The organism is Mesorhizobium sp. SEMIA396, from assembly GCF_024518615.1.
In the GTDB taxonomy this organism is placed as follows: domain Bacteria; phylum Pseudomonadota; class Alphaproteobacteria; order Rhizobiales; family Rhizobiaceae; genus Mesorhizobium.
On the sequence record NZ_JANIFC010000001.1, the window covers coordinates 373,447 to 385,113 of the forward strand.

Consider the following 11,667-nt stretch of genomic DNA (forward strand, 5'->3'; position numbering starts at 1 on the left):
CTCAACTCCTCGTCGATTTCGAGCTGATGATCAGCCCGGCGCTGATGATCAGCGTCGTGGCAATGAAGATGATGGTTCCGACGGCCGTCACCGTCGGGTCGGCGTCGCGGGTGATGCTGGTGAAGATCTGCACCGGCAAGGTCTTGAGGTAGGGACTGGTGATGAACAGCGCGACGATGATTTCATCGAAGGAGGTGACGAAGGCAAACAAAAGCCCGGACAGGATACCGGGCGCGATCAGCGGCAAGGTCACGGTGCGGAATGTGGTGAAGCGGTTGGCGCCGAGGCTGGCCGCCGCCGTTTCCAGCCGCACGTCGAAGACTTCGAGGCTTGCCGATACGGCGATGATGACGAAGGGGATCGCCAGCATCGTGTGCGCGATGACGAAGCCGGTGGTGGTGCCGACAAGCTGGTAGTCGAGGTAAACGGCATAGATGCCGATCGCCAGCACCACGCCGGGCACGATCATCGGCGTGATCAGGATAGCGCGCAGCAGGCCGGCGCCGGAATGTTTCATGCGGCTGAGGCCAAGCGACGCCAGCGTGCCGATCAGCGTGGCGGCAACGGCGACGAGGCCCGCGACCCTCAGCGAATTGAAGAAGCTCGACAGCCAATCGGGATTGGTGAAGAAATTCGCGTACCACTGCCAGGAGAAACCGGAGGGTGGGAAGGCCAACGACTTCTTCTCGTTGAACGACATCGGGATGATGACCAGCGTCGGCATGACCAGCCACACGGCGACCAGCAGGCAGAACAGGCCGAGCAGGATGCGGAAGGGGGCCAGCCTCATGATCTGGCCGCCTGCTTGTGGCGCTGGCGCATCAGCGGTGCGGCGAGCGCCAGAAGCACGAAGGTCGCGCCCAGCAGGACGACCCCCATGGCGCCGCCGCGTCCCCAGTTGAGCAGGCTGAGCACCTGGCTCTGCACCAGCGTCGACAGCATGGTGCTGCGCGGGCCGCCGAGCAGGGCAGGGGTGATGTAGAAGCCGAGCGACAGGATGAAGACGATGATGGCGCCGGCGAAGACGCCTGGCAGCGACAGCGGCAGATAGATCTGCAGGAAGGCACGTGCGGGCCGCGCGCCGAGGCTGCGCGCCGCCTGCACGAGGCGCAAATCGATGCCGCGCATGACAGAATAGAGCGGCAGGATCATGAACGGCAGCAACACCTGCGCCATGCCGATGACGACTCCGGTCTGCGTGCGGATCAGCTTCACGCCGTCAAAGCCGAGCAGCCTGATGACCGAATTGATGATGCCGGAATCCTGCAAAAGGATGACCCAGGCCAGGGTGCGCACCACGCCGCTGACCCAGAACGGCACCAGCACGCACAGGATGAGGACCAGCCGCAGGCGCGGCCCGACCGCCGTCATGAGATAGGCATAGGGATAGGCGGCGATGACGCAGACGATGGTGACCCAGGCGGCGATGGAAAAGGTGCGCCACAGGACGGTGACGTTCACCGGCGTGGAGAAGAACCAGACGTAGTTCTGCAGGCCCCAGGCCGGGTCCGAAAAACTGCGCAGCGTGACGGTCAGCAAGGGATAGCCCATAGCCGCGATAAGCAGGAGCAGGGCCGGCATCGCCAGCAGCGACGGATAGGCGGCAAGGCGCAGGCGCCGCTGCGGCCCCTGCACGGCACCTGACGGCCGGGGATAATCACCCCCGGCCGTCGGCGTATGCGATGTCTGGCTCACGCCGTCACCTCAGTGGTAGCCGGCTCAGTTGCCGGCCATCAGCGCCGTCCACTTGTCGGACGCAGCGGCGAAGTTGGCGACCCAGAACTTGATGTTCTGCTGATAGCCGAGCTTGGCGTGGTCCGGCGTGTTGGTCAGGAAGGCGGCGACGGACGCGTCGACCTTTGGCTGTGCCTCGTTGTTGATCGGCGAGTAGGAGGTCTGCTCGGTCAGGATCTCCTGCGACTTCTTGCCGAGATAGGCGTTGATCAGCGCGTAGGAGGCATCGGGGTCCTTGGCGCCGACCGGGATGGTCAGCTGATCCATGACGACCAGCCAGTCCTTCCACACCGGCGTATAGGCAGCGCCATTCTTGACTGCCGTCATGGCGCGGCCGGTCCACATGATGATCATGTCGGCCTCGCCGGACTCGGCGAGCTGCTGGGATTCGGCGCCGGTCTTCCAGAAGATCGTGTCGGGGCCGATCGCCTTGATCTTGGCGATGCCCTTGTCGATGTCGGCCGGCGTCATGGCGTCGACCTTGCCGCCGTCGGCCAGGATGGCCTGTTCGATCAAGCCGCCGAGCGGGCTGCCGCTGCCGTCGATGGCGCGGGTGCCGGGGAATTTCGCGGTGTCGAAGAAATCCTTCCAGTCCTTTGGCGGATTGTCCTTGTACGTGTCGTTCTTGTACATCAGGACCATGCCGTAATTCATCGCCGGCACGCTGCACTCGCCGACCTGTCCGGGCGGGATGTGCGAGATATCGAGCTTGGTCAGGTCGAGCTTCTGGAACAGTTTGCCGCAATGCACGAAGGGCGGAAAATCATCCGTGTCGACGACATCCCAGGTCACATTGCCTGATTCGACCTGCGCCTGGAGCTTGGCGATTTCGGTCGGTCCGTCGTTCAGCAGCTTGACGCCGCTCTTGTCGACGAATTCCTTAAGCGCGGCAACCTGGCCGTCCTGGTAGATGCCGCCATACGAGACGAAGGTCAGCGTCTTGCCCTTCAGCGACCCGTCCACCACGGTCCCGGCCGGCGGCGCGTTCTGCGCGTGAGCGGCGGCTGCGAGCAAGGCCAGTGCGGCGGCGCCGACAAGCCCGGCCAATCTTGATCTGCTTCCCATTTTCTAACCCTCCGATGGCTCGCTGTTTGATTTTGGCAGGCCGGGCGCGAGCGTTTTCCGGGCTACATATTGATCGAGGTCGACAGCGCCGCTTGTCGGCGGCGCGATGATCCACAGCACTTCGGCCACCGTATCGCCGACATTGATCGTCCGGTGCGGCGTCGAGGTCGAATATTCGATGCTGTCGCCCTCTTCGAGGGTGAAGCTCTCGTCGCCGAGCGTCAGTTGCACGCGTCCGCGCAGCACGAGGAACATCTCGTTCGCGTTGCCATGCGTGTAGGGCACGTCGCCGGTGGAGCCGCCGACGGCGAACTCGCCGCAATAGACTTCCATCTCGCGGATCGGCCGGCGCGACAGCAGCGTCTTGCGGTAGCCTTCGCTGGTCGGCAGCGCCGGCCGTTCGGCCCGTGTCAGCACCGCGTGCGGCGACACCTCGCGTTCGTCGAAAAGATCGGCGAGGCTGATGCCGAGCGCGTTGGCGATCAGCATCAGCGTGCTGGTGTTGGCACCCGAAAGGCCGCGCTCGAGCTGGCTCAGGAAGCTGGCGGTGGTGCCGATCATGTCGCCGAGCTGGCGCAGCGTCAGGCGCCGCGTGGTGCGATAGGCCTTGATGCGATCGCCCAATACCGTCGAGCGGCGCGCTTCGGCGCTGGTTGCGGCATTGTCGTTGAGTGCGTGATCCGCAGCGATTTTCATGGCGATCTCAGGGTTCACTTAACATGCTATTAAGTGAGGCGTCCTGGCAAGCGGAATCGCCTTGTCATTTGAAAATCATCGATGGACCTGCAGAGAGCCCGTAATCGGCCGACCGGCAACGCCGGTTCGGCTCGATCACTGGATCATGAAGCGCGAACTGAATGGCAGGCTTGCCGCGCCGACGGCCTTCGGGCTGATGCTGACCCGCGCGGGCAGCGCTTCGATGCCGGGGAATTCCCGGCCGATGTCGGCGCACAAGGCCTTGGCGATCTTCTGCGGCGCGTAGCTGGACAGGACGACCGTCCTGAATTCGACAAACTGGGTCAGTGCGGAAATAGAGGCTTTCAGGCGGTTGGAGCATTCCCCTAGCCATTCGCTGTAGGCCTCGCCAAGGTCAGGCCACTCGGGGCTGCTGCTCCAGATGATTTCGGACGGGCGCCGGCGCTTGGTCAGTTCGCTCTCCAGGCGCATCAGCCCATGATCGAAGCTGGCGCTGGAGTTTCCCTTGTAGATCTGGTGGTTGAGGATGAGCCTACTCTGCAGCCGTGCTCCCAGATAGAAGAACAAATAGTCGTTGAGCGGCTTGGCGACGCCGAACATGCTCTCGCCGCCGGCTGCCGCGGTGATATCGTTCTGCACGAAAACCGGCAGCTTGATCTGTTCCTCGATCTCCCCCTGCAAGGCTTTCAGCGAGGTGCTCGATCCGTTGCGGGTTGCAGCCATCGTGTCGACATCGTCGGGAACGGCCAGGCCGATGCCGGCAACCCGGCTGCGCGCCTCGACCGGCAGGCTGGTCATGGCTTGCCTGATCGCGCCGAACAGATCGCTGCTTTGCGGAAAGGGATTGGCTTCATCCGCCGGCAATTGCGTGTGGAAGCGCACGGTGCCGATGAAATCGATGAGCGCGATGTCGATCCTGCGGCGGCTGAAGCCGACGCCAACCGCATAGGCGCCCTCCGGATTGAGTGAAAGCGGGATGGTGGGCGGCCCGACGCGGCCGCGCTGCGCCTCGCCTTGCGAGACCAGGCCTTCCTGCTCGAGCGAACGGACGATGACCGAGGCCGTCTGCGCCGACAGGCCGGTCTTTTCGCCGATTTCCATCCGCGAAATGCCCTCGTTCTGAAGCAGCAGCGACAGCACCAGCCGCTCATTATAGCTGCGCACGCTCAACGCATTCAGCCCGCTCGCACGATCGGCGATGCGCAATGGATTGGGTGGTGCGAACCTCATGTCAGGCAAGGGTCGCCCCGTCGGTAAGAGCGCGCTGCCTCGCGGCGGTATGGTTGCTCATGTCGAGCGGCTCCAGCCGATGGCGTCGACCGCGCGGGCAAGTGCGGTGCCCAGCAATCTGTGCGCCTCGGCATCGATGTGAAAGCCGTCCGCTTCGCTGCACGAGACCACCGAGCCGGCATCGAAAAAGTGGAGTTCGAGCGAGTCCGCCAGAACCTCGAACTCGAGCGCGAGCAGGCGCGATTTCTCCGGCGCACCGGCGAAGATGGACTTCCATTCCTTGACGTCGTCCTGCATCGGCGGCGGGGCCACGATCATGATCTCGGGCGTCGAGCCGCCTGGCCCAGGCGCCAGCTCCTTGATGTCGTAGACGAGGCAGCCGATCCCCATCGCCACTTCCGACGGCGGCTTGTTGAAGCGGATCTTCAAATCGTTAGTGCCGAGCATGATGATGACGAGGTCGAGCGTCGCATGGCTCTGCAGGCAGGGGCGAAGATAGGTTCTGCCGTTTTTGTGGGCGCCCTCGATCGGGTCGTCGTGGACGGTGGTGCGGCCGCTCAATCCTTCCTCGATGACATACCAGTCGGGGCCTAGCTGAGAACGCAATATCCCCGGCCAGCGTTCACCCGGCCCATAGCGCTCGAGCGGCCCCCTGCCGGGGATCTGGCCGTGCGTGTTGGAGTCGCCGTAGCACAAGACTGATCGCATGTTTTTCCCGCCGGGACTGACAGCGCGCCGAAGCCGGCGAGCGCCAATCATGATGGATAGAGGAGCGATGAAAGGCAAGCAAGGGAATAGTCATTCAACATGACTAACTATTGACAGGGCGAATCCGCTGTGCTTCTAAAGTGCCCGGAGGAGTTCTCGACCGTCATCATCGTCCAGCAGGAATTGGGCTTCGGCACGCATGTGTTCGGGGGCGGGAGAATTGCGTGCATCGGTCGGTTTGCGACAACGAGCATGCATTGGGAGAGCGTCTCATGGCCGTACGCATTCGTACGGCCGGCCATACGAATTCGTAGGCCGGGGCAACCACAAGGAGGAGAGTTTAATGTTAGGATTGCTGAAAACCGTCGGCCTGGGGATGCTCGTTGCGTCCACGCTTGCCGTGACGTCGCTGGCGCATGCGGAAGACATCAAGCTGATGGACGGCGTGGCGCCGCGCCCCGACGACACGCGCATGACCGCGGCCGGTGCGTTCAAGAAGGACCCGCCCTGGGTCATCGGCATGAGCGACTTCGGCGTCAACGCCAACACCTGGACAGTACAGGTGGCGCATGAGGCGGAGAACGCCGCGGCCAAGGACAAGCGCATCTCGAAATTCATCCTGCTCGATGCCGGCTTCGACCAGAAAAAGCAGGTGGCCGACATCGAGGACCTGATCGCGCAGCATGTCGACGCGATCATCGTTCAGCCGGTGACCAGCACATCGGCCAATGCCAGCATCGCCAAGGCGGTCGCCGCCGGCATCCCGGTCATCCTTCACACCGGCCGCATCGATTCCGACGCCTACACCACCGAAATCCAGGGCGGCGCCGAGCATTTCGGCAAGGTGATGGGCGACTGGCTGGTCAAGACCGTCGGCGACAACGGCAAGATCTGGGTCCTGCGTGGCCTGGCCGGCCATCCGGAAGACACCAACCGCTACAACGGCTTACTGGAATCACTTAAAGGCACGCATGTGCAGATCATCGCCGAGGAGCATGGTGACTGGCAGTACGACAAGGCCAAGAAGCTGTGCGAGACGCTTTATCTGAACAACCCACAGGTTGACGGCATCTGGTCGTCCGGCGCTGACATGACGCGCGCCTGCGTCGATGTCTTCAAGCAGTTCGGCACGCCCGTTCCGCCGATTTCGGGCGAGGGCAACAATGGCTATTTCGGCCAGTGGATCACGGACGGGTTCAAGTCGATCTCGCCGGAATACAGCCCCGCCCAAGGTGCGGCCGGCGTGCGCGCCGCCGTTGCCCTTCTGGAAGGCAATCAGCTCTACAAACGCTATGTCTATAATCCCGACGGATGGGACCAGGACAAGGCCAAAAAATACTATCGCGACGACCTCACCGCCAATGTCTGGTGGCCGAGCGAACTGCCAGAAGACAAGCTCAAGGAATATTACGGCAAGAAGTGACGGCGCCGTGGCTGGCGGGGAGTGGACAAGCATTCCCCGCAGGCCATTCCATCTGTCGAATCCGGTTCGTTCGAGGGTTTCGTGACCAATCTTATCGAGATGTCCCACATTTCGAAGGCGTTCGGAGGGAGCAGGGCGCTCCATTCCGTTTCCCTCGATCTCAAGGCGGGCAGCGTCCACGCCCTGATGGGCGAGAACGGCGCCGGCAAATCGACGTTGATGAAGATCCTGGCGGGCGTGCATCAGCCCGATTCCGGTGAGATCTTCATGAACGGGGAGAAGCTCGATCTGAAATCGCCGCGAGCCGCACTCGATGCCGGCATTTCGACCGTTTTCCAGGAGCATTCGCTGCTGCCCAATCTGTCGATCGCCGAGAACATGTTTCTCGGCCGGGAGCCGACGACACGGTTCGGCTCGATCGATTATCGGGTGATGAGCAGCCAGACCGCCAAGGCGCTTGGCGAACTCGGCCTCACGCTCGACCCGTCGCAACTCGTTTCAAACCTGACCATAGCCGAGCGGCAATTCGTCGAGATCGCGCATTGCATCCAGGCGGACGCCAGCGTGCTCATCCTCGACGAGCCGACGGCGGCGCTCAACGCAGCCGATGTCGATGTGCTCAACCGCAACATCCGCCGGCTGCGCGATAAGGGAAAAGCCATCGTCTACATCTCGCATCGCATGGAGGAGATATTCGAGCTGTGCGACACGGTGACGGTGCTGAAGGACGGCGCACTGGTCGGCACAAGAATGGTGTCCGAGATCACCACCGACGAACTCATCGCCATGATGGTCGGACGCGAACTCCAGGACCTTTTTCCCGATCGTACTGATAACAAAGGCGACGAGATCCTGCGCGTCGAGAACCTGAGGATCACCGAGACATCGCGGCCGCTGTCGCTGACATTGCACAAGGGCGAGATCGTCGCCCTGGCCGGCCTGGAGGGACAGGGCCAGCAGCGCTTCCTGAGATCGCTGATCGGCCGCTATCATCCCTCCGCCGGGACGATTTCCGTCAACGGCAAAGCGCTGAAAATGCCGCTCCCGCCATCATCAGGCGTTCGCCATTTGCAGCAGCTGAGGGTCGGCTTCGTTCCCGAGGACCGCAAGGAAGAGGGGCTCTTCCTCGCTTTGCCGATCGCCCACAACATCGCCATCGGATTGCATTCGAGGCGATCCGAACTCGCGGCGGCGCGGCCGTATCGAAACGTGATCGCCCGCATGATGGAGGTCATGAACATAAAGGCGGCAGGGCCGTCCGCGCCGGTCGGCTCCCTGTCCGGCGGCAACCAGCAAAAGGTTCTGCTCGGCCGCTACCTGGCCGCCGATCTCGATCTTCTGCTGGTCGAGGAGCCGACCCGCGGAGTCGACATCGGCGCCAAGTCCGAGATCTACCACCTGCTGCGCGACTTTACCGCCAAGGGCGGCGCCGTGCTGGTGCTGTCGCGTGAGACGATCGAGTTGATCGGGCTCTGCGATCGCATCTACGTCGTCCACGACGATACCATCGTTGCCGAAATGCCGGCAGCGCAGGCGACAGAACACAAGATCCTCGACGCGGCCCTGATGGGCGGTTCCACGCGCCAGCATTAGGGGCCTCCATGCATCGTTCGCTTTTCAACATCCTGAGTGGCCGGAACACCCGGCAAGGCCTGTGGGGCCTGCCGCTTCTGGTCGCCTTGCTCATTTCGCTGTGGCTGGCCGTCGAGACGACACAGTTCGCCACGGCCGAAAACCTCTTCAACCTGGTAGCCCAGGCGATGCCGCTGATCATCGCGGCGATCGGACAGCTCGTCGTCGTGCTCATCGGCGGGCTCGACCTGTCGGTCGGTTCGGTCATCAGCTTCACCACCGCGGTGCTGGCGCTCGACCAGCCGGCGATCGTGCTGATCCCGGCGGTCTTCGTGCTGGCGGCACTCATCGGGCTGACCAACGGCCTGGCGATCACCCGCTTCAACGTCCATCCGATCATCGCGACGCTGTCGACGCAGTACATCGTGCTCGGCATCACGCGCATCCTGCGTCCCGTCTCCGGTGGCACCGTGCCGGAGATCGTCATCGATGCCGTCTCGGGCAGTTTCCTCGGCATTTCCTATCCGGTTTTCTGGGGCATCGCCGTGATCCTGGCAGCGTGGAAACTGCTCTACGGATCCCGGTACGGGCTGCATCTGTTTGCGATCGGCGGCGGCATCGCGTCCGGCGCCGAAAGCGCTGCCCGCAATTTCGGCGTCTCCGACCGCCGCAACATTATCCTCGCCTATGTGGTCTGCTCCTGTTTCGCGGCCGCTGCCGGTGTCTTCCTGGCCGGGCGCATCGTGTCGGGCGATCCGAATGTCGGTCTGCTTTTCGAACTCGATACCGTCACCGCCGTGGCGCTCGGAGGCACCCAGCTCTCCGGCGGCATCGGCAGCCTGCACGGCACAGTGATCGGCGCGCTGGTCATGGCGCTGCTGGCTAACGGCATGAACCTCGCCAACGTCTCGCCCTTTGTTCAGACAGCGATCAAGGGCGGCATCCTGCTGGCGGTGGTCGGGTTGCAATCCCGCAAGAAAATGGGGCTCTGAGCGATGGCCGCCGTTCTCGCAAATCCGATCGCCCGGCGTCTGCTGCGCATCCCGCCGTCCTATTTTGTCTTCATCGTGCTGCTGGCGACGCTGTGGATCGCGCGGCCGAACATGCTCAACCTCAACATCATGGGCATCTTCGTCAGGCAGATCGTGCCGCTCGGCATCCTGGTGCTGGGGCAGCTCGTCGTCATGCGGGTGAAGTCGATCGACCTCTCTGGCGGCGGCATCATCCTGCTCATCAACTATTTCATCTCGTCGGGCACTTTCCCCGGCGCGTCGATGCCTTTCTTCGTCGTGCTGGCGCTCGCCACCGGCCTCGTCATCGGCCTGTTCAACGGCTTCATGATCGGCAACCGGCGGGTGTCGGCGGTCATCGTCACGCTGGCGGTCAGCATCATCCTGGTCGGGCTGGTGCAGTTCCTGTCGAGCGGCAATCCGCCCGGCGATGTGCCGAAGCTGTTCAACGACCTATACAACACGAAATTCCTGTCGGTTCCGACGCCGGTGCTGTTCTGGGTCCTGCTGACCGCTTCGGTGTGGCTGCTTCTGTCGCGGACCATCTTTGGCCGCTACGTCGCTTCGGTCGGGGAGAATGCCGAAGCCGCGCATTTTTCCGGCGTGCCGGTCCAGCGCACGGTCATCCTGGCGCATACGCTCGCCGGCCTGATAGCGGCGATCGCCGCCCTGGTGCAGACCGGTTCCATCGCCGTCGGCAGCGTCCGTATCGGCCTCGACCTGCCGATCCTGGCGGTCGCGGCAACGATCCTCGGCGGCGTCGTCTTCGGTCGTGGCGACGGCGGCGTCTGGGGGCCTTTCTTCGGGGCGCTGTGTTTTGCGCTGCTGTTCGTGGTGATGACGGTGCTCGGCATCGACGAGCCCGGCAAGCTCATCGCGCAGGGCGTCATCATCCTCGGCGCGGCGATCTTCTACGGAGTGCGCGTGCGAAACCCCTGATTTGAAACGGCGAAGAGCAAGTGCGCCGGCGTTCAGACAATTGCAAACAGATGGAGAAACATGGATGTCACCGCCAAAAAACATCATGTGCTACGGCGACTCGCTGACCTGGGGCTGGGTTCCGGTCAAGGAAGGGTCGCCGACCTACCGCTACCCTTATGATCAGCGCTGGACCGGTGTGATGGCGGCGGCGCTGGGGGCGGGCTACCACATCATCGAAGAAGGCCTGAGCGCGCGCACGACCTGTCTCGACGACCCCAACGATCCGCGCCTGAACGGGGCGAACTATCTGCCCTCGGCCATCGCCAGCCATCTGCCGCTCGACCTGGTCATCGTCATGCTCGGCACCAACGACACCAAGTCTTATTTCCGCCGGACGCCTTATGAGATCGCCAATGGAATGGCGAAACTGGTCGGGCAGATCCTGACCAGTGCCGGCGGCATCGGCACCCCTTATCCGGCTCCCAAGGCGCTGGTCATTGCGCCGCCGCCGCTGACCCCGATGCCCGATCCGTGGTTCGAGGGCATGTTTGGTGGCGGGCACGAAAAATCCAGGGATCTGGCCAGGCAGTACAAGGCGATGGCGGATTTCATGAAGATCGATTTTCTCAATGCCGGCGATTACCTCACCACGGATGGTGTTGACGGCATCCATTTTACTGCCGGAAACAACGCCGATCTGGGACGCGCCGTCGCCGACAAGGTCAAGTCGATCCTTGAGCCGGGCAAGGTCAGCACTGCCGCCTGAAGCCGCCACGCCCGTCGGCTCGCGGCACACAGGCCTACGGCGCGGGTGTATCGCTCGTTCCTCCGGCGATGCACATCGATACGGGGCCGTTTGGCCCCGTATCGATGTGGCGCTCGACGCCTGCAGACCTGCGTTGATCTAGGGCCTTGTGCCCCGAGGAACATGATCGGCAGACGATTTGGTTTGGCGGTCGAAAACGACCGCCAGGCCCTTCTTCACGGCAAGCGAGGCGACCATGTCGTCGAGTTCGCGATCGGGAATGGCGGGTTTGAGGACCTGCCGGATGGCCCGATAGGCCTGCTCGGTCGACACATAGTCGTAGCGCTTTTTGCGCGCTTCCACATATTGCTCGATGAGAATGCCCAATCGGCGGGCGGCGATGTCATCTGGTTGCTGCAAGGGAGCCTCCTCAGCGTCGATCGTTTGCAGACCCCCGAGATGTAAAAACCCACGCCGCGAAAGTTAAGGCCTGCTGTCGGCTTGAAGCCCAAAAAATCTATTGCCTTCGTTCAACGAACTGCACCGCAGAGTGTCATCGTGTC

General features: G+C 63.0%; 12 protein-coding genes. 5 read left to right on the forward strand and 7 right to left on the reverse strand.

What is annotated here, in order from left to right; translation table 11 throughout:
* Position 1: 1 nt before the first annotated feature.
* From NP503_RS01825 to NP503_RS01850, 6 genes are all read right to left on the reverse strand, one after another.
* Positions 2-790 (reverse strand): ABC transporter permease, encoded by a 789-nt coding sequence (locus NP503_RS01825; RefSeq protein WP_127267129.1) that lies wholly within the window; start codon positions 788-790, stop codon positions 2-4.
* Positions 787-1,695 (reverse strand): ABC transporter permease, encoded by a 909-nt coding sequence (locus tag NP503_RS01830; RefSeq protein ID WP_127267130.1) that lies wholly within the window; start codon positions 1,693-1,695, stop codon positions 787-789. The genes NP503_RS01825 and NP503_RS01830 overlap by 4 nt, the downstream gene beginning before the upstream one ends.
* 24 nt (positions 1,696-1,719) lie before the next feature.
* The gene (locus tag NP503_RS01835) at positions 1,720-2,799 is read right to left on the reverse strand and encodes an extracellular solute-binding protein (RefSeq protein WP_127267131.1); all 1,080 of its coding nucleotides are present in this window, start codon (positions 2,797-2,799) and stop codon (positions 1,720-1,722) included.
* A 3-nt stretch (positions 2,800-2,802) separates the two neighbouring features.
* Positions 2,803-3,495 carry a helix-turn-helix domain-containing protein gene (locus NP503_RS01840; RefSeq protein WP_127267132.1) on the reverse strand — a complete coding sequence of 231 codons (693 nt, stop codon included), beginning with the start codon at positions 3,493-3,495 and terminating at the stop codon, positions 2,803-2,805.
* A gap of 135 nt (positions 3,496-3,630) precedes the next feature.
* Positions 3,631-4,725: an ROK family transcriptional regulator gene (locus NP503_RS01845; protein WP_127272189.1), complete on the reverse strand. Its 1,095-nt coding sequence runs from the start codon at positions 4,723-4,725 to the stop codon at positions 3,631-3,633.
* 57 nt (positions 4,726-4,782) lie between these two features.
* On the reverse strand, positions 4,783-5,433 hold the full coding sequence (locus NP503_RS01850) for an SGNH/GDSL hydrolase family protein (RefSeq protein WP_023809404.1): 651 nt from the start codon (positions 5,431-5,433) through the stop codon (positions 4,783-4,785).
* 343 nt (positions 5,434-5,776) lie between these two features.
* Between NP503_RS01850 and NP503_RS01855 the strand changes: the two genes are divergently transcribed.
* The 5 genes from NP503_RS01855 (at position 5,777) to NP503_RS01875 (ending at position 11,125) form a co-directional block, all read left to right on the forward strand.
* Positions 5,777-6,856 carry a substrate-binding domain-containing protein gene (locus NP503_RS01855; RefSeq protein WP_127271056.1) on the forward strand — a complete coding sequence of 360 codons (1,080 nt, stop codon included), beginning with the start codon at positions 5,777-5,779 and terminating at the stop codon, positions 6,854-6,856.
* An 81-nt stretch (positions 6,857-6,937) separates the two neighbouring features.
* Positions 6,938-8,449, forward strand: a complete 1,512-nt coding sequence (locus NP503_RS01860) for a sugar ABC transporter ATP-binding protein (RefSeq protein WP_127272783.1) — start codon at positions 6,938-6,940, stop codon at positions 8,447-8,449.
* A gap of 8 nt (positions 8,450-8,457) precedes the next feature.
* A complete protein-coding gene (locus NP503_RS01865) occupies positions 8,458-9,420 on the forward strand; it encodes an ABC transporter permease (protein ID WP_127301652.1) in 963 nt (320 codons plus the stop codon).
* A 3-nt stretch (positions 9,421-9,423) separates the two neighbouring features.
* Complete coding sequence (locus tag NP503_RS01870) at positions 9,424-10,377, forward strand: ABC transporter permease (RefSeq protein ID WP_127272456.1); 954 nt, start codon at positions 9,424-9,426, stop codon at positions 10,375-10,377.
* A 64-nt stretch (positions 10,378-10,441) separates the two neighbouring features.
* Positions 10,442-11,125 (forward strand): SGNH/GDSL hydrolase family protein, encoded by a 684-nt coding sequence (locus NP503_RS01875; RefSeq protein WP_127271777.1) that lies wholly within the window; start codon positions 10,442-10,444, stop codon positions 11,123-11,125.
* Positions 11,126-11,263: 138 nt separating this feature from the next.
* On the opposite strand, the gene NP503_RS01880 is transcribed toward NP503_RS01875, so the two are convergent.
* Positions 11,264-11,524, reverse strand: a complete 261-nt coding sequence (locus NP503_RS01880; protein WP_127272455.1) for a hypothetical protein — start codon at positions 11,522-11,524, stop codon at positions 11,264-11,266.
* Positions 11,525-11,667 lie beyond the last annotated feature (143 nt).